The organism is Rhodococcus kronopolitis (genome assembly GCF_042654025.1).
Taxonomy (GTDB): domain Bacteria; phylum Actinomycetota; class Actinomycetes; order Mycobacteriales; family Mycobacteriaceae; genus Rhodococcus_G; species Rhodococcus_G kronopolitis.
In genome coordinates, this window is sequence record NZ_JBHSFO010000004.1 from 299567 (window position 1) to 323927 (window position 24361).

General features: G+C 70.3%; 22 protein-coding genes. 12 read left to right on the forward strand and 10 right to left on the reverse strand.

Going from position 1 to position 24361, the window contains the following annotated elements; translation table 11 throughout:
• Positions 1–180: 180 nt before the first annotated feature.
• Positions 181–1956 carry a cytochrome c biogenesis protein DipZ gene (locus tag ACFO6S_RS10325; protein WP_378416606.1) on the reverse strand — a complete coding sequence of 592 codons (1776 nt, stop codon included), beginning with the start codon at positions 1954–1956 and terminating at the stop codon, positions 181–183.
• A gap of 180 nt (positions 1957–2136) precedes the next feature.
• Between ACFO6S_RS10325 and ACFO6S_RS10330 the strand changes: the two genes are divergently transcribed.
• The 8 genes from ACFO6S_RS10330 (at position 2137) to ACFO6S_RS10365 (ending at position 10651) form a co-directional block, all read left to right on the forward strand.
• Positions 2137–2823, forward strand: a complete 687-nt coding sequence (locus tag ACFO6S_RS10330) for a fasciclin domain-containing protein (protein ID WP_378416607.1) — start codon at positions 2137–2139, stop codon at positions 2821–2823.
• A gap of 150 nt (positions 2824–2973) precedes the next feature.
• The gene (sigK, locus tag ACFO6S_RS10335; protein WP_378416929.1) at positions 2974–3621 is read left to right on the forward strand and encodes an ECF RNA polymerase sigma factor SigK; all 648 of its coding nucleotides are present in this window, start codon (positions 2974–2976) and stop codon (positions 3619–3621) included.
• A complete protein-coding gene (locus ACFO6S_RS10340) occupies positions 3614–4387 on the forward strand; it encodes an anti-sigma factor (protein ID WP_378416609.1) in 774 nt (257 codons plus the stop codon). Before sigK ends, ACFO6S_RS10340 begins: the two co-directional genes overlap by 8 nt.
• A gap of 91 nt (positions 4388–4478) precedes the next feature.
• On the forward strand, positions 4479–5996 hold the full coding sequence (locus tag ACFO6S_RS10345) for a flavin-containing monooxygenase (protein WP_378416610.1): 1518 nt from the start codon (positions 4479–4481) through the stop codon (positions 5994–5996).
• A gap of 196 nt (positions 5997–6192) precedes the next feature.
• Complete coding sequence (locus ACFO6S_RS10350) at positions 6193–7089, forward strand: hypothetical protein (RefSeq protein ID WP_378416612.1); 897 nt, start codon at positions 6193–6195, stop codon at positions 7087–7089.
• 182 nt (positions 7090–7271) lie between these two features.
• Positions 7272–7853 carry a hypothetical protein gene (locus ACFO6S_RS10355; protein ID WP_378416614.1) on the forward strand — a complete coding sequence of 194 codons (582 nt, stop codon included), beginning with the start codon at positions 7272–7274 and terminating at the stop codon, positions 7851–7853.
• Positions 7846–8508: a DUF6308 family protein gene (locus ACFO6S_RS10360; protein ID WP_378416615.1), complete on the forward strand. Its 663-nt coding sequence runs from the start codon at positions 7846–7848 to the stop codon at positions 8506–8508. The genes ACFO6S_RS10355 and ACFO6S_RS10360 overlap by 8 nt, the downstream gene beginning before the upstream one ends.
• Positions 8509–9118: 610 nt before the next feature.
• Positions 9119–10651, forward strand: coding sequence for an HNH endonuclease signature motif containing protein (locus tag ACFO6S_RS10365; RefSeq protein ID WP_378416616.1), 1533 nt, complete (start codon positions 9119–9121; stop codon positions 10649–10651).
• Positions 10652–10686: 35 nt separating this feature from the next.
• Here the strand turns inward: ACFO6S_RS10365 and ACFO6S_RS10370 are convergent, their stop codons facing one another.
• Positions 10687–11421: an Ltp family lipoprotein gene (locus ACFO6S_RS10370; RefSeq protein WP_378416619.1), complete on the reverse strand. Its 735-nt coding sequence runs from the start codon at positions 11419–11421 to the stop codon at positions 10687–10689.
• Positions 11422–11705: 284 nt separating this feature from the next.
• Between ACFO6S_RS10370 and ACFO6S_RS10375 the strand changes: the two genes are divergently transcribed.
• A complete protein-coding gene (locus tag ACFO6S_RS10375; RefSeq protein WP_378416621.1) occupies positions 11706–12005 on the forward strand; it encodes a type I restriction-modification enzyme R subunit C-terminal domain-containing protein in 300 nt (99 codons plus the stop codon).
• Positions 12006–12018: 13 nt separating this feature from the next.
• Here ACFO6S_RS10375 and ACFO6S_RS10380 read toward each other — a convergent pair whose 3' ends face one another.
• The 3 genes from ACFO6S_RS10380 to ACFO6S_RS10390 all read right to left on the reverse strand — a co-directional run bounded on the left by ACFO6S_RS10380 (position 12019) and on the right by ACFO6S_RS10390 (position 15809).
• A complete protein-coding gene (locus ACFO6S_RS10380) occupies positions 12019–12675 on the reverse strand; it encodes a M50 family metallopeptidase (protein ID WP_378416623.1) in 657 nt (218 codons plus the stop codon).
• A gap of 34 nt (positions 12676–12709) precedes the next feature.
• Positions 12710–14128 carry an amidase gene (locus ACFO6S_RS10385; RefSeq protein ID WP_378416625.1) on the reverse strand — a complete coding sequence of 473 codons (1419 nt, stop codon included), beginning with the start codon at positions 14126–14128 and terminating at the stop codon, positions 12710–12712.
• A gap of 91 nt (positions 14129–14219) precedes the next feature.
• Positions 14220–15809 carry an ABC-F family ATP-binding cassette domain-containing protein gene (locus tag ACFO6S_RS10390; RefSeq protein ID WP_378416627.1) on the reverse strand — a complete coding sequence of 530 codons (1590 nt, stop codon included), beginning with the start codon at positions 15807–15809 and terminating at the stop codon, positions 14220–14222.
• A 244-nt stretch (positions 15810–16053) separates the two neighbouring features.
• Here ACFO6S_RS10390 and ACFO6S_RS10395 point away from each other — a divergent pair, with 244 nt between their 5' ends.
• Complete coding sequence (locus ACFO6S_RS10395) at positions 16054–17127, forward strand: exonuclease/endonuclease/phosphatase family protein (RefSeq protein WP_378416629.1); 1074 nt, start codon at positions 16054–16056, stop codon at positions 17125–17127.
• Here the strand turns inward: ACFO6S_RS10395 and ACFO6S_RS10400 are convergent.
• Positions 17124–17669, reverse strand: coding sequence for a hypothetical protein (locus ACFO6S_RS10400; protein ID WP_378416631.1), 546 nt, complete (start codon positions 17667–17669; stop codon positions 17124–17126). The genes ACFO6S_RS10395 and ACFO6S_RS10400 overlap by 4 nt on opposite strands.
• A 145-nt stretch (positions 17670–17814) precedes the next feature.
• Between ACFO6S_RS10400 and ACFO6S_RS10405 the strand changes: the two genes are divergently transcribed.
• Positions 17815–19674, forward strand: coding sequence for a penicillin-binding transpeptidase domain-containing protein (locus ACFO6S_RS10405; protein ID WP_378416632.1), 1860 nt, complete (start codon positions 17815–17817; stop codon positions 19672–19674).
• A gap of 87 nt (positions 19675–19761) precedes the next feature.
• Here ACFO6S_RS10405 and ACFO6S_RS10410 read toward each other — a convergent pair whose 3' ends face one another.
• From ACFO6S_RS10410 to ACFO6S_RS10420, 3 genes are all read right to left on the reverse strand, one after another.
• Positions 19762–19938, reverse strand: coding sequence for a hypothetical protein (locus ACFO6S_RS10410; protein WP_378416634.1), 177 nt, complete (start codon positions 19936–19938; stop codon positions 19762–19764).
• A 100-nt stretch (positions 19939–20038) separates the two neighbouring features.
• Positions 20039–21508: a peptide MFS transporter gene (locus ACFO6S_RS10415; protein ID WP_378416636.1), complete on the reverse strand. Its 1470-nt coding sequence runs from the start codon at positions 21506–21508 to the stop codon at positions 20039–20041.
• Positions 21509–21592: 84 nt separating this feature from the next.
• The gene (locus tag ACFO6S_RS10420; RefSeq protein ID WP_378416638.1) at positions 21593–21967 is read right to left on the reverse strand and encodes a DUF3054 domain-containing protein; all 375 of its coding nucleotides are present in this window, start codon (positions 21965–21967) and stop codon (positions 21593–21595) included.
• A 163-nt stretch (positions 21968–22130) separates the two neighbouring features.
• Here ACFO6S_RS10420 and ACFO6S_RS10425 point away from each other — a divergent pair, with 163 nt between their 5' ends.
• Complete coding sequence (locus tag ACFO6S_RS10425) at positions 22131–23669, forward strand: FAD-binding protein (protein ID WP_378416640.1); 1539 nt, start codon at positions 22131–22133, stop codon at positions 23667–23669.
• A gap of 71 nt (positions 23670–23740) precedes the next feature.
• Here ACFO6S_RS10425 and ACFO6S_RS10430 read toward each other — a convergent pair whose 3' ends face one another.
• Positions 23741–24292: a YceI family protein gene (locus ACFO6S_RS10430; protein ID WP_378416642.1), complete on the reverse strand. Its 552-nt coding sequence runs from the start codon at positions 24290–24292 to the stop codon at positions 23741–23743.
• Positions 24293–24361 lie beyond the last annotated feature (69 nt).

Genomic DNA, 24361 nt, shown 5'->3' on the forward strand with positions numbered 1-24361 from the left:
GGTGAGCGGTCCTTGTGCCGACCGTCAGTCCGCGACCAGGTCCATGCGGAGGAACTCGCGGATGCGGAGCAGTGTCGGTGGGCGTGCCGCGTCATCGGAGAGCGGCCTCGACCTGATCCTGGATGCGCTCGAAGCCCGCCGGGGGGCAACCCGCACACCGGCGGCGGAGCTACCTGCGGCTCAGCCGTAGGTGAACGAGTACGCCTGCAGCCCCGGGGTGAGGGCCACGTCGAGGCGGCCGCGGCTGACGCCGGCGTCGTCGACGAGTGGGTACAGCGTGGGCGGTCCGCTGACCGGGATGGTCTTCTGCTGTCCGTCCCGGGTGACGGTCACGGTGCCGGTACCGCCGACCACCAGGAAGACGTCACGGCCGTGGTAGTTGAGCGCGATGCTCGCGTCGTCGCTCTCGGCGGTGGCGCCCTGGAAGTCGAGGTTCCACCGGCCCCGGTACGCGAAGCTGTCGTCCGGTAGGCCGGCCGGGTAGGCGAACGTGGCACTGCCCTCGGAGTAGCCTCCCGCGCCGCCGTAGTTCACCATTTTGCCTACCCCCAAATAGGTTTCGGTCGTGGTGCCGGCCTGTGGGGTCATGTCCGCGCCGGCGGTCGCGGCGGGCAGGGTCGCGTCGGGGTTGGCGTCCCGGAGCAGCTGGCGGATCAGCTTCTCGGTGACGTCGTAGTCGCCCTCGCCGAACTTGATGTGCCGCACGGTGCCCGTCGCGTCGATCAGGTACTCCGCGGGCCAGTACCGGTTTCGGTAGTTGGTCCAGGTGGAGTAGCTGTTGTCCAGCGCCACCGGGTAGGTGATGCCCAGGCCCGCGGCGCCGTCGACGACGTTGGACTCGACCCGTTCGAAGGCGTACTCGGGCGTGTGGACGCCGATCACCTCGAGCCCGGCGTCGCGGTAGGCGTCGTACCAGCCGGTGACGTGCGGGACGGACCGCTGGCAGTTGATGCAGGAGTACGCCCAGAAGTCGATCAGGACGACCTTGCCGCGCAACGACTTCAGGTCTACCGACGCGCCGCCCGGCGTGTTGAGCCAGCCGTCGATCCCGGTGATGTCCGGCGCCGTGCCGCAGACCTCGAGTTCGGTGGCGCCGTCCGTGCAGTTCGCCAGGCCGCGGTTCTGGTCGTTGACGATGCCGCCCAGGTCGAGCCTGCCGCGGACCTGGCTGCTGTCGGCGAACGTGTCCTGCAGGGAGCTGGTGTAGTCGGGCACCGCACGCTGCAGCACCGCGGGCAGGTTGAGGACGAGCGCGACGGCGAGGCCGATCATCAGGAGCCCGCCGGTGACACGGATGCCCCGCTCGTGCCGACGGAACGCGGTGACGCGCTCGGCAATCCGGCGTCCGGCGAGCGAGAAGACCAGCAGGGGGAGTGCCGCACCGACCGCGAAGGACAGGGTGAGGACGATCGTGGGCAGACCGACGTCGCCGGTGGCGCCCGCGACCACGATGGCGGCGAGGACCGGACCGGCGCACGGCACGTACAGCACCCCGAGGGCCAGTCCGAGACCGAAGCCGCTTCGCCCGGCGCCGACCTGACGCTGCGGGATGCGGGAGAACGGCCGCTCGAGGAGTCGCTCGACCGGCGGGAAGATCAGGCCAAGGCCGATCAGGGTCAGGACGACGAGGCCGACCCAGCGAACCGCGTCCTGCGGCAGGTGCAGGAGCGAGAGCAGCAGTGAACCCGCGAGGGTGAACACGCTGAAACTCAGCACCAGACCGGCGATCACGCGGTACGGACGCAGCCGGTCGCCGAGGGCGAGCTCGGGCCGGACCTCGGTAGCGACCGCTCCGGGTGGGGCATCGGGCGCGGCGGGCGGTGCGTCGGGCGCCGCGCGCGACGGCCGGGCGTTCTGTACGCCGGAGAAGAAGATCACCGGCAGCACGGGGAGGATGCACGGGGAGATGCCGGTGATCAGCCCGCCGAGAAATCCGATCAGCGCGAGTGTTTGCATGCCCGGTATTCGGAGCCGACCGCGTCCCGGCTGGGTCCATGCGAATGCCACGTTCCGAAAGGGCGCTTTACGAACAATTCTCGAATCCGACCCATCCGCCCCGGCGACCACACCGAATCCCCCTCGACAGAACAGATGTCGGGCGGTCGGCCCGGTTGCGATCGAAGGAGTGAATTGTCCATGAAGAACCTCCAGCACAAGGCATGTGTCGCGGTGAGCCTCGCGGCGGTCGGCGTCCTCGGCCTCTCGGCCTGCTCGAGCAACGACTCGGATTCGTCCGACGGGGGCCCGAGCGCGATGACCCAGGACGAGATGACCGGGTCGGCGATGACCTCGGGGGCGATGGCCTCTGGGACACAGGCGAACCCGGCGGCAGACCTGGTCGGGCCGGGCTGCGCGGAGTACGCCGCGACGGTGCCGACCGGGGCCGGCTCGGTGACCGGGATGGCGCAGGACCCGGTCGCGGTGGCGGCGTCGAACAACCCGTTGCTGACGACGCTGGTCTCCGCGGTGTCCGGGCAACTGAACCCCGACGTGAACCTGGTCGACACGCTCAACGGTGGTCAGTTCACGGTGTTCGCGCCGGTCGACGCGGCGTTCGCGAAGGTCGACCCGGCCACCATCGACTCACTGAAGACGGACTCCGCGACGCTGACGAAGGTGCTCACCTATCACGTGGTCCCGGGACAGATCAGCCCCGCGAACATCGACGGCCAGCACCCGACGGTGGAGGGCGGCACGGTGACGGTCACCGGGTCCGGCGACAACCTGAAGGTCAACGACGCGGCGGTGATCTGCGGCGGCGTGCACACGGCCAATGCGACGGTCTACCTGATCGACTCGGTGCTCATGCCGCCCGCGCAGTAGACGACGCGCGATGTGGCCGGCCGATCGGGTGCCGGCCCATCCGCCGTCTGCGCCGCTCCGAATCACCGGTGTGAGCGGGAGGTGTCGATTGTGGACGGCAGATACGGCGACGCCATGTGTGTCGACGGGTACGTGAGCGACAATGGTGCGATGCACCCCGACGGCTCCGACGACTCGCACGCGGATGCCGATGGCGACCGCGCCTGCCAGGTGACTCCGGGCGGCGCGTCCGGTGACGTGGCACAGGCGCGCCGACTGACGGAACTGCTCGCGGCGGTCGCCGACGGGGATCGTCGCGCGTTCGCCGACTTCTACGATCTGACCTGCGCCCGGGTCTTCGGCCTGTCGACCCGGATCCTGCGGAACCCCGCGTTGGCCGAGGAGGTCACGCAGGAGGTGTACCTGCAGATCTGGTCGGGCGCCGGACGCTACGACCCGGACCGCTCCAGCCCGGTCGGATGGCTGATGACGCTGACCCACCGACGCACCGTCGACCGGGTCCGGGCCGAGCAGTCCGCCTCGGACCGCAACACCGTGTACGGGTACGCGCAACTGGGCCGCGACCACGACGTGGTGGTCGAAGAGGTCGGCCAGCGCCTCGACGAGGAGGCAGTCGTGGGCTGCCTGGACTCCCTGACCGCGACGCAGCGCGAGGCGATCGGGTTGGCCTACTACGGCGGCCAGACCTACCGGGAGGTCGCCGACCAGCTGGACGTGGCGCTGCCGACGATCAAGTCACGTATCCGCGACGGACTCATACGACTGAAGAACTGCCTGGGGGTGAGCACCGATGCCTGAGACCACGACTCCGCCCGGCGGCGACGGACTTCTCGAGCTTGCCTACGTGTACGCGCTCGGCGCGGTCTCGGACTCCGAGCGGCGCGAGATCGCCGTGCGGCTCGCGGCGACGGATCCGGACACCTCGGCGCAGTTCATGCGGATCGTGCGCGAGGTGCGGGAGACGACGGCCAGGATGTCGGTACTCGACGCCACCACGCCACCGTCGGACCTGCGGGCCAGGATCCTGGCAGCGGTGGACGAGGACGGGGCCACGGTGGACGGGGGCGGGGTCGTCACCGACCTGGACGCTCGCCGGGCGGCGCGCCGGCGACGCTGGACACGGGTGATCGCGGCCGCGGCGGCCGTCGTCGTGATCGGGGTCGGCGGTGCGGTGGCCGTGAACCAGCTCTCCGGAAACCAGCCCGCGCCGCCGAGCGTCGCGCAGGTCATGTCGGAGCCGAACACCCTGAGCGCCAGTGCCGAGGTGGCCGGGGGCTCCGTCAGCGTCACCGCGTCGCGGCAGCTCGACGCCGCCGTTGTCTCGATGGAGTCGGTGCCGCCGCCCCCCGCGGGGCAGGTCTACCAGATGTGGCTGATGCCGGCGGACGGGGCGACCGAGTCGGCCCGGTCGGCCGGCACCATGAGCGCGGACACCATGCCGCCGCCGTCCGGCGAGGTCATCACCGGTCTCGGGGACGCGCAGACCGTCGCGATCACCGTCGAGCCCGGTACCGGTTCCGCGTTGCCGACGAGCGACCCGATCGTCAAGCTCTCGCTGGCCTGATCCCGCTCCGGCCCGGCGAATGCCCGGGCGCGGGGCGGGTCCGCGACGTAGGGTCGGCCGTGACGTGGCGGAACTCGACGGAGGGTTTTCGATGGCGGCACAGCACCACAGGGCGGGGCACTACGACGCGGTGATCGTGGGCGCAGGTTTCGGCGGGATGGGAGCCGCGATCCAGCTCGAGCGCCTCGGCCTGGACAACCTCGCGATCCTCGAACGCGAGGACGACCTGGGAGGCACCTGGCACGTCAACCGCTACCCCGGCCTGGCCGTCGACATCGCGTCGGTGACGTACTCCTACTCGTTCGAACCGAACCCGTACTGGTCGCGGCTGTTCGCCCCCGGCGCCGAGCTCAAGCGGTACGCCGAGCACGTCGCGGACAAGTACGACCTGCGCCGGCACATGCGGTTCGGTGCCGTCGTCGAGGGGGCGCGCTGGGACGAGGACGCCCAGCGGTGGGAGATCTCGATCCAGGGAGAGCCGCCCGTCACCGCGAAGTACCTGCTCACCGCGACCGGCTTCCTGTCGCAGCCGCACCTGCCGGACATCGACGGCATCGACTCGTTCGCCGGGAAGGTCATCCACACCACGGCGTGGGACGCGGACCACGACCTGACCGGAACCAGGACGGCGATCGTCGGGACCGGTGCCACCGCCGTGCAGTTGATCCCGGAGGTGGCCCGCAGGGCCGCGGAACTGACGGTCTACCAACGGACCCCGATCTGGGTGCTGCCGAAGGTGGACGTCGCGATCCCCGGTGTGGTGCAGCGGTTGTTCGCGCGGGTGCCTGCGGTCCAGCGTGCGGCGCGCGCGGTGAGCTCGGGGATCCTCGAGGCGGTGATGGTGAGCGCGGTGCTGCACTTCAAGCAGACGAAGCTGCTCAACAAGGGTGCCGCCGCGGCGTCCCGGGGACACCTGCGCGCGCAGGTCGGCGACCCGGAACTGCGGCGACAGCTGACGCCGGACTACGACTTCGGGTGCAAGCGTCCGACCTTCTCCAACAGCTACTACCGCACCTTCACCAGGCCGCACGTGCGCCTCGAGACCGAGACGATCGAGCGGATCGAGCCCAACGCCATCGTCACCGCGGACGGCCGCAGGACCGAGATCGACACCCTGATCCTGGCCACCGGATTCAACCTCTGGGACGTGAACTTCCCGGCAATCGAGATCATCGGCCGGGAGGGCCGCAACCTCGGGAAGTGGTGGCGCGACAACCGTTTCCAGGCATACGAGGGGGTCTCGGTGCCGCAGTTCCCGAACTACCTGACCCTCGCCAGCCCGTACTCGTACAGCGGGCTGTCGTACTTCACCACCATCGAGTCGCAGATGGCGCACATGGAGCGACTGTTCGGTGAGGTGCGCAGGCGCGGCGCGGACGTGTTCGAGGTGACCGAGCGGGCCAACGGCCGGTTCCTCGACCGGATGACGGAGAAGCTGGACGACTCGGTGTTCTACGGCGGCAGCTGCCAGACGGCGCGGAGCTACTACTTCAACCAGCACGGTGAGGCGGCGATCCTGCGGCCGACGTCGACGGCCGATGCGTTCCGCGAGGCACGGAACTTTCCGCTGGACGACTACCGGTTCGGGGCGTCCAGCGTCACGACGTGAGGTCACGCCCCTGCCGGGCGAGCTCGATGGGCGCGGCCGGGGTGCCGACGGCCAACGTCAAGATTGCTTTACCTAATCTTTTGTTCCGTTTTGCCAATTCTTGGTGAAACCCGTGTTAGCTTCAGCCTCGGCCGTGTGTGATGTCTAACACAATGCCGAGGTCGTCAGGGTTCACTTCCGCAGAACAGGAGCACGAATGTTTTCTTCTTCGCTTCCCCGTTACACGGTTCCGGCCGCCAGCGCCGCCGCGATCGCAGGACTCTTCCTCGGGGTAAGCCCCGCGTCGGCGGCGGTCAACCAGACCGACTTCAAGAACTCTTGTGCGGCACATGCTTTCGGGTTCGCAGTCCCCAAGACGGTCCAGGGTGGCGTGGTGGTCGACGCGCCGGATCTGGTCGAGGCGGGCGAGACCTTCACGTACCGAATTCAGCCGACGCCTGCGTCGTATCCCGATGTCGACACCGGAGCGACGACCGTCAACCTGTCGCGACTCAAGATCGACTACGAGATCCCCGCGAACGCCACGTTCGTCAAGGCCGAGGTTGTCGCCGGCACCGCCACGAACCTGACCGGGGTGGCGCCGGACGTCCAGCGCGTCAACGAGGCCGGCGCGCCGGACGCGGCGGGCGGCATCCTGCGACTGTCCGGGAACAACGAGGTGTCGGTGAACGGTCCCGGCGCGGCCGCCGACGTGGAGGGCGGGATCGTGGCGCCCAAGACCAAGACCAACCTCGACGGTTCCCCGAACGCCGCGGGCGAGACCTTCTTCCAGCTGCCCGCAGTCGACGTCACCGTGACGGCCGGCGCCGTCGGCACCGACATCACCCCGAAGGTGCGGGTCTCGGGCGACGCCGGGGCCTACGACAACCCGGCCAACTACTACTCCTTCCTGGCCAATGCGGCGCTCGGCACCACGCCGGTCCTCGCGGCCACCAACTGCGTGCCGCGGGACAGCGCCACGGCGGACCTGAATGCGGGTGGCGGCGCGCTGGCCACCATCGTGGTCGGCGAGCCGGGCCCCGGCGGTGGCGACGGTGACGGCGGCTCCGGCAGTGCCGGTAGCCTGACCGATCTGTTCGGTTCGCTGTCCTGACCTAGCTGTCCGTCCTCCGCGGAGGTCGTCGGTCGTGTGGCCGGCGCCCTCCGCGGAGTGGTTTGTCGAGGCCCCGAGTTCGACGACGGGCCCGACGCCAACCGGTACGACGAGGAGAATCCGCCCGGGAATCGGGCCCCACTGCTCGCGGTCGCCGAACGGGCTCGGGGACAATGGACGCCATGGCGACCATTCAATCCTCGGCGAGCGACGAGAACTTCGCGATGCTGCAGCAGGACCCGTTCTTCGACGTGATCACCGACCTGATCTCCGGATACCTCGCGGACGCGTTCGACGACCCGGCCGGCGGCGAGGTGGAGCGGTGGACGCTGAGCGCGCTGCCGTCGACCAACAGCTCCGCGGAGCGGCAGCGGCTGTTCACCCTCAACGTCGGGCCGATGGAGGTGCTCTTCGTCGAGCGGTTCACCGAGGGCGGCGAGATCGTGGACTACCGCACCGTGTTGTACGTCTCGGAGTCCGCCCTGACCGCCGAAACCGGTTGCACCCTGGACGAACTCGCGCTCCGAACGCCGTTGGTGCGGATGCAGCCCACCTCGATGGCGTTCGCCGAGGGGGACGGCGTCATGCTGGACTGGTTCCTCTCCGACGAGGGTGCGGACGAGCAGTTCTTCGAACTGCCGCTGGACAAGGCCACCCGGCCCCTCGCCGAGCACCTCGTCACGAAGGGACGCGGTCCGTACGCGCAGGACCACAACCGCTCGTTCGCGGCCCACGTCCTCGCGCAGGAGTCGGCCGATGAGTGATGCCGCCCTGCCGATCCGGCTGCCCAAGGTGCTGCGGGAGGGGGCCGACGCCGGCGCGATCGACGTGCTGCAGGAGTACTTCACCCGCCCGGCCGTCAAGACCGGCTACCTGCGTCCCGGTGCGCTGTGGGACACCTGGGACCCGAGCGGGCGACGCGACGCCGACTGTGACGTCTTCACCACCGACGACCTGGTCGCCGCCACCCTGCTGTCGGTGCAGGTTCCCGCGCAGGCGGCGCTGATCCTGCTGGGAGACAAACGGCCCGAACTCGATGCCTTGCTCGCCGAAGTCGGGGCCGACCGCGACCTCGCCGACCGAGACGAACCGCTCACCGAGCAGTCGCCGCAATGGCGGCTCGAGACGGCACTGACGCAGATCCACGGAATCGGCCGCACCACCGCGTCGAAACTGATCGCCCGCAAACGCCCCCGGCTGCACCCGGTCTACGACGACGGGGTCGGCCGGGAACTGGGCACCAGAACCGAGCACCTGGAAGCTGTGCGGTCCGCGCTGCACGAGAACGACCGCGCCCTGCACCACCGGCTGATCCGGTTGCGGGACGAGGCCGGGATCGGCGAGACGGTCTCGGCGCTCCGGATCCTCGAGGTGCTGGCCCGGATGCAGGGCAAGAAGTACATTCCCCGCACCGGGTGACCGTCGGCCCTGGTCCGCGCGTCATGCCCGACGCAGGAGCGGCGTTCGCCCGGTGTCGGGGATGCCGGTGTGGGCGGGATGCGCCGCTCCGCTGCGCTCCGACTGGAACCTGGTTGTGCATGCCACCGGGCTGAGCCTGGCGATAATGCACTTGGCCCATCCTCATGGCCGTGCACTGCGGCTGTCTGCATACCGGTGAACGAGGCGGTCGTCACTGCACACACTGATGGCATCACTGTAGGTAACAGCCTCTGGCCCACCATCAGTGCCTTCAGCCCTCCCGGGTTGACGAGGGCTCGGAGCGCCGGCCGCAAGGTGGTCACGGAGGTGCTGATTGCCTCTGCCAGCTCTCTCGCGGACATCGTCCGGCCGGTCGCGAGTTGATCGACGACCTTGCCTTCGTTTCCGGTCCGCGCCGCGCGAGCCGAGGGCGTGGCAGTGATCGAGCGCCGCGCGCCGATGTCCAGCACCACCCCATCGGCGACCAGCACGTCGAGCGACTCCTGCGCCCACACCAGCCGCAGACGCACGTACCGACCCGCTGGCGATGCGCACAAGTGCTGACTCGGATCCGTTGATTCCTGTCAGTTCCCCGCGGTAAAATACGAACATGCTTTCGAGCAGTGAGGTCGGAGACGCGGGCCGGGTGGAACACCACCTGGCCGCCCTCGACGCCGCGGTCGAGGGCCTGCTCGCCGAATCGCTGTCGGGACTGTCCGAGGCCGACGTCGTCGAGTCGCTGCAGCGGATGGAGGTCTCGCTGCGGAAGGCGTCCGCGGCCGGGCACCGGCTGATCGTCGAAGCAGTCGAACGGTCCATTCCGGGCAATCTGGCTTGCCGGTCCGTCAACGAGTTCCTGATCTCGACGCTGCGCCTGTCCGGGGCCGACGCAGCCAAGCGGGTCAAGGGCGCCACCAAGGTTGGCACCTGGCACACCGTCGGCGGCGAGAAGATGGACGCGACGCTGCCCGCAACCGCGTCGGCAGTGCGGGAGGGCGCGATCGGACCGGACCACGTCGCTGCGGTCGCGCAGGCCATGCGCAGGATCCCGCACCGCGCCGGGGCCGACGAGATCGCGGTCGCCGAGAAGATACTTGCCGAGGCTGCCCGCGCCACGACGCCGGAGGACGTCACCAAGATCGGTGTGCGGCTGATCGCGCACTTGAATCCCGACGGCGCCGCACCCGACGAGCACGATCGCAGGCGCCTGCGCGGGGTGCGGATCGGGCGGCAGGGCGCCGACCTCATGACCCCGATCTCGGGGATGCTCGATCCCGAGTTACGTGCCCTCCTCGACCCGGTCCTCGCCAAGCTCGCTCGGCCCGGGATGAACAATCCCGACGATCCGCAGTCCCCGTCCGGCGATGTCGAATCCCCGATCCTCGACCGCGCCGCCCTCGCGAACGCCGCGGCCCGCGACACCCGCACCCCGGCTCAACGCAACCACGACGCACTGAAAGCCGCGCTGCGGCAGCTGCTCTCGTCGGGTGTACTGGGCAGTCACCGCGGCCTGCCGGTCACCGCGATCATCACAATGACCTTGCGGCAACTCGAGGAGGCGTCCGGGGTGGTGACGACTGCATCGGGCGGGACGGTGTCGATCAGGGATGCCCTGCGGATGGCGGAGCAGGCGCACCCGGTGCTGGTGCTGTTCGACCACAACGGCCGGTCGCTGCACCTCGGCCGTCGCCGGCGCCTCGCCTCTGCCGATCAGCGGCTCGCGCTGATCGCGTCCTCGCGTGGCTGCACCCGCCCCGGCTGTGATGCGCCGGCGACGCTGACCGCGGTTCATCACCTCGCGGAGTGGAAGGCCGGTGGCCGTACCGATGTCGTCAACGAAGACCTCGCATGCGACGGGTGCCATGCACTCGTCCACGACGGTCCGGGCGGCTGGAAGACCGACGTCGTACCGGAAGGCCAAAAGCATGCCGGGCGTACCGCATGGACGGCGCCGCCGCACATCGACCCGGAACAGAAACCGCGGGTCAACCACCGGCATCACCTCGACGAATACCTCGCCGCAGCGCTCGCCCGCCACCACGCCAGGCGGGACGCGGAACAACACAGACGGTGCGAGCACAACGAACGCGACAACCGCAGTCGCGGCGACGGCACCGACTCCGGCGACGACCAGGTCCCCTGACCGGCGATCGCCGGTCAGGGGACCCGCAGGGCTCGTCAGTACGCGGCGTTGGCCCCGTACTCGGCCTGTGCGTTCGTGAATCCCTCGAACACCAGCTGATCGACCAGGCCCTGCTTCGAGAACGACGTCATCTCGAGGTAGTTCTTGGCGCTCAGCGCAGCCTGTGCGTTCCAGTCCGCGTTCAGGCTGTCCGTCGCGCTCGTCGCATCCGCAGTGGAGTAGCCCTCGAACTCGAGCTGCTCGATCAGCCCGCTGCGGGAGAACGCCGACATGTCGAGGTACTGCTGGGCGGACCGAACGGCGTTCCGCTGGCCGGAACCGGTCTGCTGCTGTGCAGATGCAGATGCAGGTGCAGGTGCAGGTGCCGGTGCCGGTGCCGGTGCGACAACGGGTGCGACAGCGGGCGCGGGGCTCGGCTTCGGCGCGGTCGAGGCCTCCTGCTCCTGCGACACCAACGCCTGCTCGCGCTTGGTGATGTCGGCGCTCTGCTGGTCGAGGGTGGTGCTGCGCTGCTCGAGCTGGGATTCGCGAGTCTTCACGGCCTGCTCCCGCTCGGTCAATGCCTGCGCCTGCGCGGCCGCATCGGGTTCCTGCTGCGCGACCGCCGAGGTGCGTTCGCCCGTCGGGTCCTGCTCTGCGGCGCTGCCGATCCCGACCCCGGCGAACAGGGCCGCGACCACCGCAACGATCCACGGCCAGCGGCGGCGCTTCTTCTCGGTCGGCAGCGGGGTGGGGGCCGTCGGGAACTGGGGCGCCGGGTACTCGGTCATGTCGAACTCCTACGGATAGCACTGGGCCGTGGCGGGTCACGGCGCGTCTCGTATTTGCGAGAGCCGCACAGAATGGCAGAGCCCACCGACAAGGCTCCCACGACGGCCCGGCAGGAGCAGGGTGTCAGACCCTTCGACTAGCTTCGCCGGCTCCGAAGGTGGAGCGGCGCCCTGTGCCAAGATCAGACACGTCACGGAAAGTGCCTGACCGAAGCCGATCTCGACTCTCTGGAGGAACTGCTGGGCGCAGTGGCGCCGGTGGCCCCGAGGATCTCGAGCGGGCGGTGCCCAACGCGCACGGACTCGGACGCTTCATCAGCTCACTCGTCGGTGTGGACCGGCAGGCGGTGCAGGAAGCGTTTGCCGAGTTCCTCGCCGGTCGCACGGCCACCGCCGGCCAGATCGACTTCGTCAACCTCGTCATCGGGCACCTGACCCGACACGGGGAGATGGACCCGAAGCTGCTGTTCGAAGCGCCGTTCACCGATACCGCGCCGAAGGGGCCGACGCAGCTGTTCGATGCCGACGAGACCCGCAGCCTCGTCGGCGTCATCCGATCGTTCAACGACGCTGCGAGTGCCTAACCGCTGCCAGTGCCTAACCGAGGTACTGCGCCCGCCATGCCAGCACCCCGGTGCCGACGGCCACGGCGACTAGCAGCAGGGTCCACACCGCTCGCGGCAGGTGGGTGAGCGTGCGCAGCTGGTCGAGGTCCGAGCGCCCGGACCGGTTCCGCGCCGCTTCGAGGATGGTCCGCAGGTTGCCGAACAGCAGCAGCCAGATCGCCACGTAGCCGAAGAGCAGCTGCAGGTCGGGCGAGCCGTAGTAGGCGACGGCGCCGAACGCGCCGCCTGCGGCCACCAGTACCAGCAGGCCGAAGAAGTTCCGGATGAACGGCAGCATCACCACCATCAGCGCGGCCGACCCCCACAGCAGCACCGGCAGCTGCCCGACCGCGATCAGCCCGGCCCCCGCCAGCCCGAGCAGCGACGGCGCGAGATACCCGGCGGCCGCGGTGAGCACCATCCCCGGACCGCGCGGCTTGCCGCGCGAGAGGGTCAGCCCCGAGGTGTCCGAGTGCAGCCGGATCCCCGTCAGCCGACGGCCGGTGCCGACCGCGGCGATCGCGTGGCCGGCCTCGTGGGCGAGCGTCACGGCGTGCCGGGTCAGCTGCCACAGCGGCCCGATCAGTACCAGCGTCGCGGCGATCAGCACGGGGAGATAGGCCGACCACGCGTCCCAGAAGGAGTTCACCCGACCATGGTGCCAAGGTCGGTGTGCGGACGGATCAGCGCGGGTCCTGGATGCGGGCCCACGGCATCGCCTGCTCGAGTTCGAAGGCCAACTCCAGCAGCGTCCGCTCGTCGCCGTGGTCGGCGGAGAAGTGGACGCCCAGGGGCAGCCCGGTACTCGTCCGGTGCAGCGGCAGCGAGATGGCCGGTCCACCCGAGGCGTTGTTCAGCGGTGTGAACGCGGTGTAGTTGACGATCTTGGGGAACAGTTCCTCGAAGCTCTGGGCGGGCGAGAGGTATCCGAGTTCCGGCGTGGTGTGCGAGACCACCGGTGAGAGCAGCACGTCGTACCGCTGGAACATCTGCGCGTACAACTGGTACGTGCGGCGCAGCCGGTAGAGCACCTGCGGCGTCTTAGTGATGTTCTTGCGGTACAGGGTGTACAGGCCGCGGGTGAGGTTGTCGGTGCGGGACTTGTCGAAGTCGGCGCCGAGCATCTTCTTGCCACCGACGGAGATCGCGAACGACAGGAACCCCCAGTAGATGCTGAAGTCGTCGACGAAGTCCTGCCCGAACGGCAGCGGCGCCTCCTCGACGACGTGCCCGAGCCCGCTGAGCTTCTCGGCCGTCGCGTGCACGGCGGCGCGGGTCTCGTCGTCGGTCGCGACGCCGGTGATCGAGTCCACCACCACGCCGACCCGCAGGCGGGTGGAACCGGGACCCTCGACCAGTCGGACCGGAGCGAGTTTCGGGTTGCGGTAGTAGGTTTCGGCCGCGGCGTAGTAGTTGGCGGTGTCGCGCACCGATCGGGTCACCACGCCCTGGGCGATGATCCGAATGGGCATGGTGGTGTCCGTCGCGTCGGCGACGGTGCGACCGCGGCTCGGCTTGAGGCCGACGAGACCGCAGGCCGCCGCCGGGATCCGGATGGACCCGCCGCCGTCGTTGGCGTGCGCGATCGGCAGCACCCCGGACGCCACCAGCGCCGCGGAGCCGCCCGAGGAGGCGCCCGACGAGTACGCCGGGTTCCAGGGGTTGTGTACGGGCTCGGCGGAGGCGTACTCGGTGGAGCAGCTGAACCCGAACTCCGGCAGCCGACTCTTGCCGAGCGGCACCACACCGCTGGACAGGAGCTGGGTGACGGCATCGCTGTTCCGGGCGGCGGGCCTCGGTGTGTAGGCCGCGCTGCCGTTTCCCGTCGGCAGCCCCGCCAGGTCGACGTTGTCCTTGACGACGGTCGGCACGCCGGAGAAGACACCGGTGCGCGGATTGTCGGACAGCTCCAGCGCCCGCTCGTAGTCGGGGAAGGCGATGCCGTTGAGCGCGGCCTGCACCGACTCGGCGCGTTCGATCGCCGCGGTGACCACCTCGTGGGCGGAGACCTGCCCGGACCTGACCGCCGCCGCGACCCCGGTGGCGTCGAGGTCACCGAGGGCGTCGTCCCGGAAGGCGTGGATGCGAGTGGCGTCGGTCATGTCTCGACCCTAGGTCAGTCCCGTCGGCCGGGCCGGGATTCGGCGAGCTGTGATCCGCACGGCCGCGATGCGGTGCCCGGGCGGTCGGTGGTCACACCGGATCGACCTCCCGCAGCCCGTCGTCGGTGAGCTCCAGCCACCGCGTCGCGCCGATCTCCCGCAGGAACGGCAGGTCGTGGCTGACCACGACCAGCGCGCCGCGGAACTGTGCCAGGGCCTCGGTGAGGTGCTGCAGGCTCGGCAGGTCGAGGTTGTTGGTGGGCTCGTCGAGCAACAGCAGCCGCGGCGCCGGTTCGGCGAGCAGGATCATCGCCAGCGCCGCGCGCAGCCGCTCGCCCCCGGAGAGAGTCGATGCCGGTGCGTCGGAGTCGTTGCCGCGGAACAGGAACCGTGCCAGTCGGCCCCGAATCTGCTCGGCGGTGGCGTGCGGCGCGGCATCGGCGAGATTCTGAGCCAGGGTCCGGGACTCGTCGAAGACGTCGAGCCGCTGGGACAGCATCCGCCACGGGACCGCGGGTGGGGCGTCCGTCAGCGCACGCAGCAGGGTGGTCTTGCCGATCCCGTTCCGGCCGACCAGCGCGATCCGCTCCGGGCCGGTGACGGAGAGCGAGACCGTCGGGCCGCAGGCGAGCGTCCGCTCGGACAGCTCGAGTACCTGCTGGCCGGGATGAACGGTGCTGTCCGGCAGGTCGATCCGGATCTCGCGGTCGTCGCAGACCAGCTCCTCCGCCTCGGTGAGGGCTTGGCGGGCGCCGTCGAGACGGTCGGCGTGGGTGCCCCGCAACTTGCCGGCGGCCGCCTGGGCCTGGCGCTTGCGTTCGTTTCCGACGATCTTCGGGTACCGGTTCTCCGCCACCATTCGCTTGCCGTACCGCAGTCGTCGGTCGATCTTCGTCTGTGCCTCCACCAGCTCGCGGCCCTGCTTGCGAACATCGGCGCGGGCGTCGCGCACCGCGGCGCGGGCCGTGTCCTGCTCGGCCTCGACGGCGGACTGGTACTCGGCGAAGTTGCCGCCGAACATGCGCAGCTCGCCCCGCCGGAGTTCGGCGATGCTGTCCATCCGGTCGAGCAGGTCGCGGTCGTGACTGACAACCAGGACGATGCCGTCGAACTGCTCGACCGCCGCGTACAGGCGGGCCTTCGCGGTCAGGTCCAGGTTGTTGGTCGGCTCGTCGAGCAGCAGTACCGCCGGTTCGCCGAGCAGCGCGGCGGTCAGTCCCAGCAGCATCGTCTCGCCGCCGGACAACGTGCCGACGGTGCGGCCCAACGCATCCGGCGTCGGCGCGACGTGTGCGAGACCGAGCCGGTCCAGGGTCGCGACGGCTCGTTCCTCGACGTCCCAGTGTCCCGCAGCGGTGACGAAGTCGTCCTCGGTTCCCGTGCCGGACTCGATGCGGTGCAATGCCTTTCGATGTTGCTCGATGCCGAGGACGGAATCGACCGTGCGGTCGGCGTCGAGGGTGAGGTCCTGGCGCAGGTAGGCGAGTTGGCCGTGCACGGTCACCGAGCCGCGGTCCGGGGTGAGGTCGCCCGCGATCAGCCGAAGCAGCGTGGACTTGCCGGAACCGTTGCGGCCGACGAGGCCCGTTCTGCCGGTGACAAACGCGGCGTCGAGGCCCTCGAACACGGGGTCGCCGTCGGGCCAGGTGAAGGTGAGATCGGACAGGGAGAGGTGTGGCATGCATCGTCCTCAGGGGTGGGTGCGGCGACGTCGGTCGTGCACGAGCACGCGACGCCGATGGCGCTTCACTACCGCTGAAGGAGCAAGGGCCCTTCTCCGTTTCGTCGACAACAGGTCCGGTGGCCACGGTACCGACGGCCCGGTGCGTCGGCAAGCGATTTGTGCGCAGTCCCACGCCCACGGCGGTCGCCGCCGCGACGGCGAAGACGGCTCGCGCTGCCCGCCGGTGGGGGTATAAGGATGCATGCGATCAGAGACCACGGCCCGGATCCCGGCGTCGCGCCGGACAATCACACGTAGCGGTCGCCGACGTCGGCTCCGCCTGGCGACGGCCGTGGTGGTGTGGTCGATGGTCGGGGTGCCCGCATCCGCGGGCGCGGCGGTGGGCGCGCAGTCCGCCGCGGCGGCGGCGGACCCGGCCGCCGAGTCGGGTTCCCTCCGGGCGCTGACCTACAACGTCGCCGGGCTGCCGGAACTGCTGTCGAGCGCGACGACCGAGCGGGCCGCGAGCACCACCGCGATCGGTGCGAGGCTTGGCCCGTACGACCTCGTGAACGTGCAGGAGGACTTCAACTACCACTCCTACCTGGACGCCGCGGCCGGTCACCCGTACCGCACGCCGACCAGCGGCGGCGCCGGATTCGGCAGCGGCCTGAACACGCTGTCCGGCTTCCCTCTGGAGGGCCCGGAGCGGGCGAGCTGGGAGCGTTGCTGGATCGGCTCCGGGGACTGTCTGACGCCGAAGAGGTTTACGTTCAACAGAATTCGCCCGGCCGACGGTGTCAGCATCGACGTCTACAACCTGCATGCCGACGCCGGCTCCGAGCCCCGCGACCTGACCGCCCGGGCCGCGAACCTGGACCAGCTTTCCCGCTTCATCGCGGCCCGGTCCGTGGGACAGGCCGTCATCGTCATGGGGGACACCAACAGCCGGTACACCCGGGTGGGGGACGCGATCGCGGAGTTCGCCGCCGCGGACGGGCTGCGGGACCCGTGGGTGGAACTGGTCCGGGGCGGCGACCGGCCGGCGACGGGCGAGCCCGCGATCCTGTGCGACGAGGCCGCACCGACCGACGACTGCGAGGTCGTCGACAAGGTGCTCTACCGCAGCGGAGACCGCGTCGACCTCGAAGCGACCGGATATCGCAACGAACACACCGCGTTCGCCACCGAGGACGGCACGCCGCTGTCCGATCACTTTCCGATCGGGGTCGACTTCGCCTGGTCCTGCGCCGGGGCGTGCGCGTCCGGCCACGAGCTGGCGCCGATCGGCTCGGACGCGGTGGGCTCGGCAGCGCGCGGCGGTTCGGTGGGCTAGACCTGCGGGCCCTCGGCGCGCAGGTCCTCCACCTTGCCCATCGCCTCCCGCAGCTCGGCGAGCCACTGCTCGCTGTGCTGGCCGGCGAGCCGGACCGTCCACTTGAGCGCGTCGGCGCGTGAGCGGGCGACCCCGGCGTCGACCAGGGTGTCGAGGACGATCCGTTCGGACTGGCGCAGCCGCGTCATCACCGGCACCGCGAGATGGGTGAACAGCGCCTGTCGCTCGCCGAGCGTCGCGCCCCACGCCACCTTGCGTCCGTACCGGGCCTCGGCCTCGTCGGCGATCCGCATCCGCTCCGCTCGGGTGGACTCCCGGAACCGGGAGATCCGGCCGTCGGCGGTGGCAGGGGAGTCGTCGTCGGGGGCCGGCAGCTCGCCGGTCACCACGATCTCCTCGCGGTCCACCCGCACGGTGGCCGGTCCGGTGAACCAGTCGTCTGGCAGCCGGCCGGCGAACCACTCGGCGGCGTCGCTCGCGTCGGGGGCCTCGCCCTGCTGCCAGCCGAAGCGTCGCCCGCCGGGTCCTGGTGCGTTTCTCATTGCCCTCACCTCGTCAGTTGCAATGATTACTTGATTACAACGCTACGCCTCGGGTTTGGGCGCCGCCAGGGTGTCGTGATTGGTTGACGGGTCCCAAGGGCCCGTCAACCACGCACTGGGGGCGGAGCCGCCTACCCTCGACGGCATGCGCAAATCGATGGGGATTGCCGTGGTGGGTGTGTTCGCACTGGTGCTGGGGGCCTGCAGCAGCGGGCCGTCCGAGACGGAACAGGCGGCGCAGCAGTTTGCGGACGCGCTCACCGCGCGTGACGCGCAGGCCGCCGCCGACCTCACCTCCGACCCGGCCGCCGCGGCGGCGGCGATCGCCGCGATGTTCGACGGTCTGGATCCGCAGGACGTGCGGTTCACGGTGGCCACCACCGACAGCGACGCGGGCACCTTCACCCTTGCCGCCGACTGGACGCTCGGCGCGCCGGAGCCTGCGCCCACGCCCGCCCCCGGCGCCACCACGACCGAGACCGTGGCGCCCGGCCCGGCCGCCGCGCCCGAGAAGTGGGCCTACACCACCACGGGCGGCGGACCCGCCGTCGCCGACGGCGGCGCCATCGAGTGGGATCCGCAGCTGCTCGCCCCGGGCCTGACCGCCGACTCGACGCTGCGCTACACGACCCTGTCCGGCGGCTCACCGAAGGTGCTCGACGCCGCGGGCCGACCGCTGATGGCCGAGCAGACCGTCACCCTGGTCAACGTCGACACCGCGCAGACCCCGGACCCCGCCGCCACCGCAGCCGCCCTCGCGCCGTTGCTCGCGCCGGTGGCGCCGACCCTCACTGCCGCCTCCGTACAGTCGGATCTGGCTGCGGCGCAGGGCAAGACGGTCAACGTGATCACCCTGCGCGACGCCGACCTCGAGCCGATCGCAGGCGCCCTCGCCGCGGTGCCCGGCGTCGCGCTGGTCAAGCAGTCCCGGCTGCTCACCGTCGACAAGGCGGACACCTCCCCGGCCCTCGACGGGCTGCGTCAGCTCTGGCAGGAGGGCCAGGACGCGACCACCGGCTGGGCGGTACAGATGGTGCACGCCAACGGTTCCGCCGACATGGTCACCGGCGAGGCGGGCACCCCCGCCCCCGACATCGCCAGCACCCTGGACCCGGCAGTCCAGTCCGCCGCGCAGGACGCGATCGCCGCCCTCCCGCAGCAGGCCGCGATCGTCGCGATCCGGCCGTCCACCGGCGCGGTGCTCGCGGTCGCCCAGAACGCGCCCGCGTCGGCGCAGGGTCCGATCGCGCTGACCGGCCTGTACCCGCCGGGCTCCACCTTCAAGACCGTCACCACTTCCGCTGCGCTGCAGTCCGGTTCGGTCACGCCGGACACCGTGCTGCCGTGCCCGGGTAGCGCGAACATCGAGGGCCGCACCATCCCCAACGACGGCAACTTCGACCTCGGCGCGGTGCCGCTGCACACCGCCTTCGCCCACTCCTGCAACACCACCATGGGCCAGCTCGCGGTCGGCATGGGCCCGAACGCGCTGCACGACGCGGCCCTGCAGTTCGGTCTCGGGGTGGACTACGTGACGCCCGGCCTGACCACCGTCACCGGGGCCGTGCCGACCGCCGACTCCCCGGCGGAACGCGTCGAGTCGGCGATCGGGCAGGGGCAGGTGACCGCCTCACCGTTCGGCATGGCGATGGTCGCGGCGTCCATCGCCAAGGGCACCACCCCGGCCCCGATGCTGGTGGTCGGCAGGCCGGGCACCGCGAATGTCACGCCCGCCCCGGCACCGGCGCAGGTGACCGACGAGCTGCGGACGATGATGCGCGAGACCGTCACCGCCGGCACCGCGACCCAGCTCGTCGACCTGCCGGACCTGCGCGGCAAGACCGGCACCGCCGAGGTCGCCAACGGGCCGGCGCACGGCTGGTTCGTCGGCATCGACGGGGACGTGGCGTTCGCGGTCTTCGTCGCCGGCGCCGACAGTTCCACCCCAGCGGTCGACGCGGCCGGCCGGTTCCTGCGACCGATCCAGGCCGTACTGCCCCGGTGAGCGAACCGGGGCAGTACGGCTCGGTGTTGGTTGGCGTGCGGTGGGGTCGGCCGGGAATCGCGGTGTGGGACCGACTTTCGTCGCGGCTCAGATGCACCAGACCAGTGCGGCGGACCCGAGTGGGAGGCTGAAGCACAGGGCCACCGAACCGACGGCCGGCGAGACGGCCGGGAGTTCGCTGGCGGTGGCGACGGGGCTGGCGAAGACGCCGACGGTCAGCGCGATGGCGGTGGCGGCGAGGGTCTTCGTGATCTTGGCGGACATGATGCTCACACCTTGGCGAGGATTGGACGAGCGGAACAGCCACCTCTGTCGTGGCTCCTACCATCGTCCGCCCGTCGCCCGTGTCACACAAGGGCTCGGCTCAGTGCACGCCGCGCATCATCCTGCTGATCCAGGGCGACAGCAGCACCATCACCAGGCCGACCCCGATCGATGCCCCGCCGATCCAGGCGAAGTACGGCGCCTGGTTGTCCTCGTTGTAGTACTTCGCCAGCGTGCCGGCCATCGAGGAGCCCAGGGCCACCGAGAGGAAGAACAGCGCGACCATCTGGGTGTGGAACGCGTGCGGCGCCAGCTTGGTGGAGAGCGAGAGCCCGACGGGGGAGAGGAACAGTTCCGCGAAGGTGAACAGCAGCAGCGTGAACATCAGGCCGAGCAGCGGCGCGCTGTTGGGGCCGCCGCCGGCGAACGGCAGGAACGACAGGAAAGCCAGGCCCATGATGGTGGTGCCTGCCGCGAACTTCAGCGGCGTCGACGGCTGGCGCGGCCCGAGTTTGGTCCACATCGCGGCGAACACGCCTGCGAAGATGATGATGAACACCGGGTTGATCGACTGCACCCACGAGGCCGGGAAGTCCCAGCCGAACAGGCTGCGGTCGAGGAACTTGTCGGCGTAGATCGCGACCACCGTGAACTGCTGCTGGAACAGCGACCAGAACGCGGCGCTGGCCAGGAACATCGGGATGAATGCGATGACCCGGCTGCGCTCGGTGCTGGTGATCTTCCGGCTCGACAGGATGATCGCGAAGTACCCGATCGAGGCGACGACGGTCACGCCGACCACCACGTCGGAGAGGTTGTCGAGGGTGATCAGCCCGAACACAGACGCCGCGGCGAGGACCGCCAGCGCCGCCGCCGCGATTGCCACGAAGCGCAACCGCTCGGTGGCGGGCAGCGGGTTCGACGGCGTCGCGCCGATGCCGGCCAGCCGCTTGCGTCCGATCGTGTACTGGATCAGGCCGAGGGCCATGCCGATCGCGGCGAGCAGGAAGCCGGCGTGGAAACCCCAGTTCTTCTGTGCCCACCCGGTGAGCAGCGGACCCACGAAGGCGCCCAGGTTGATGCCCATGTAGAACAGGGAGAACCCGGCGTCACGGCGCTCGTCGCCCTCCGCGTAGAGGTCCCCGACCAGCGAGGTGGCGTTCGCCTTGAGTCCGCCACTGCCGACCGCGATCGCGACGAGTCCGACGCCGACACCCGCCAGCCCCGGGATCGCCGCCAACGCCACGTGCCCGAGCATCACCAGCACGGCGCTGTAGAACAGGGTGCGTTCGGAGCCGAGCAGTCGGTCCGCCACCCAGGCGCCGAGGATGGTGGAGAGGTAGACGGTGCCGCCGTACGCGCCGACGATGCTGACCGCGGACGCCTCCGAGATGCCCAGCCCGCCCTCGGCGACCGAGTAGTAGAGGTAGTACAGCAGGATGCCCTGCATGCCGTAGAACGAGAACCGTTCCCACATCTCGACGCCGAACAGGTTGGCCAGCGCGAACGGCTGGCCGAAGAACCCGCGGTCGGACTTGGGGTCTCGGGGTGGCGACGCAAGTTCGCTCATCCGAAAAGCGTCCCACGCCGGAGCGCCCTTCGCCCGGAGCGGACGCGGCGTGTGTCAGGCGGGTGGCGTCAGTGGCGCATGGTGTCAGCGGGTGGTGCGGGCGCGGACGGCCGCGTACACCGCGCGCCAGCCGATCAGGAACACCGCCAGCACGGTGGCGGCCACCAGGATGAAGCTGAACGCGGTGCCCTGCCCGCCGACGACGCGCAGCAGCATCCCGACCACCAGGGTGGTCAGCCACACCAGCACGCCGGTCGGCACCACCGACAGGGCGTCGAACTTCTTCCGGTACAGCGCGTACGTCGCGAGCCAACCCGCCGCGAGGCCGCCGAGGAACGGCCACGCGGTCGACGCGAGGCCGGCGAGGGCGTTGGCCTCGTCGTGGCTGCGTCGGCCGATCGCGCAGAACACGATGACGAGGACGACGTCGACGGCGAGGGCGGGCAGCAGCTTCTTCACGAGCTTCAGGGTAGGCGGTCGGGCGGTGTCCCTGTCCGTGGGACGCGCTATCGGACGGCCCCGGGATCCGGGCCTAGCGTGGGCGCGAGACGTCCGACTGGGTGCCCGCCGCGAAGGTGCGCGCGCAGTGGGAGCAACGAGCGGCCTGGGAGGTACGAGCAGCATGACGCAGTGGACCGAGGAATGCGATGTCCTGGTGGTGGGCTCGGGTGGCGGCGGCGTCACCGGCGCCTACACGGCGGCGCGCGAGGGACTGTCGGTTGTCCTGGTGGAGGCGTCGGACAAGTTCGGCGGCACCACCGCGTACTCCGGCGGCGGCGGGGTGTGGTTCCCGTGCAACCCGGTGCTCAAGCGCGCGGGCACCGACGACACCGTCGACGACGCCCTCGAGTACTACCACTCGGTGGTGGGCGATCGCACCCCGCGCGAGCTGCAGGACGCGTACGTCCGCGGCGGCGCGCCGCTGATCGAGTACCTCGAGGCGGACGAGCACCTGAAGTTCGAGATGCTGCCCTGGCCGGACTACTTCGGCAAGGCGCCCAAGGCCCGACTCGACGGCCAGCGGCACACCATGCCGACGCCGCTGCCGGCGTCGGCGACGGGTGACCTGCACGAGCTGGTGCGCGGCCCCCTCGACTTCGACCGGCTCGGCGCGCCGCTGCCCGACTACCTCATCGGCGGGCGGGCGCTGATCGGCCGGTTCCTGATGGCGATCGGCAAGTACCCGAACGCCGCGCTGCGGCTGAACACCGCGCTGGTCGAGTTGGTGGTCGAGGACGGCGCCGTCGTCGGCGGCATCGTCGAGCGCGACGGCGAGCGCACCGCCATCCGCGCCCGCAAGGGTGTGGTGCTCGCGGCCGGCGGGTTCGAGCAGAACGACGAGCTGCGCCAGAAGTACGGGGTCCCGGGCCAGGCCCGCGACACCATGGGCCCGTGGGCCAACCTCGGCAGGGCACACGAGGCGGGCATCGCGGTCGGCGCCGACACCGACCTCATGGGTGAGGCCTGGTGGTCGCCGGGCATGACCCACCCGGACGGCAGTTCCGCGTTCGCGCTCTGGTTCACCGGCGGCATCTTCGTCAACCAGGACGGCAAGCGGTTCGTCAACGAGTCCGCGCCGTACGACCGCCTCGGCCGGGACGTCATCCGCCAGCTCGAGGACGGCAGCGCCACCCTGCCGTACTGGATGGTCTACGACCACAAGGAGGGCGAGGTGCCGCCGGTCAAGGCCACCAACGTCACCATGGTCGAGACCGAGAAGTACGTCGAGGCCGGCCTGTGGCACACCGCCGACACCCTCCCCGAGCTCGCCGCGAAGATCGGCGTGCCTGCCGAGAACCTGATCGCCACCGTCGCGCGGTTCAACGAGATGGTGGCCCGGGGCGTCGACGAGGACTTCGGTCGCGGCGACGAGGCGTACGACCGGGCGTTCTCGAACGGCGAGCCGCCGCTGGTCACCATCGACCAGGGGCCGTTCCACGCGGCCGCGTTCGGCATCTCGGACCTGGGCACCAAGGGTGGGCTGCGCACCGATGCCGCGGCCCGGGTGCTCGACACCTCGGGCAGCCCGATCGTCGGCCTGTACGCCGCGGGCAACACGATGGCGGCGCCGAGCGGCACCGTCTACCCCGGCGGCGGGAACCCGATCGGCACCAGCATGCTGTTCAGCCACCTCGCGGTGCTGGACATGCTCGGTCGCTAGCACCCGCCAACGACGAACCCGCCGCGGCCCAAGGGGTTGGCCACGGCGGGTTCGTCGTCTGTACGGGTGGATCAGGCCTGGTAGCCGGCCTCGATCTCGAGGGTGAGGGTGATCTTGTCGCCGACCACGGCGCCGCCGCCCTCGAGGGGCATCTCGATGCTGATGCCGTAGTCCTTGCGGTTGATCACGGTGCTGGCCTCGAAGCCGGCGACCGGGCCGTGGCCCATGCCGGGGTTGACGCCGTTGAACTCGAGCTCGAGGTCCACCGGGCGGGTCACGCCGCGCAGGGTGAAGTCGCCGGTCACGACGAAGTCCTCGCCCTTGGCCGTGACCGAGGTGGACTTGAAGGTGGCGGTCGGGTACTGCTCGGCGTCGAAGAAGTCGGCCGCGCGGAGGTGGTTGTCGCGCTGCTCGTTGTCGGTGGTGATGGACGCGACCTGGATCTGCGCCTCGACCGAGGGGGTGCCGTCCTCGGCGACGGTGATCGCGCCGGAGAAGTCCTGGAAGCGGCCGCGGACCTTGCTCACCATCAGGTGGCGCACGGAGAACCCGACGGTGGAGTGGCTGGCGTCGATGGCCCAGGTGCCGGCGGTGAGGGTGGGCAGGGCGATGGCGGTGGTCATGTGAACTCCCGAGGGTAGGTAGTTGAATCTTGAAGCACTGGTGATTTCAACCGTGCCATCGCCGGGCTT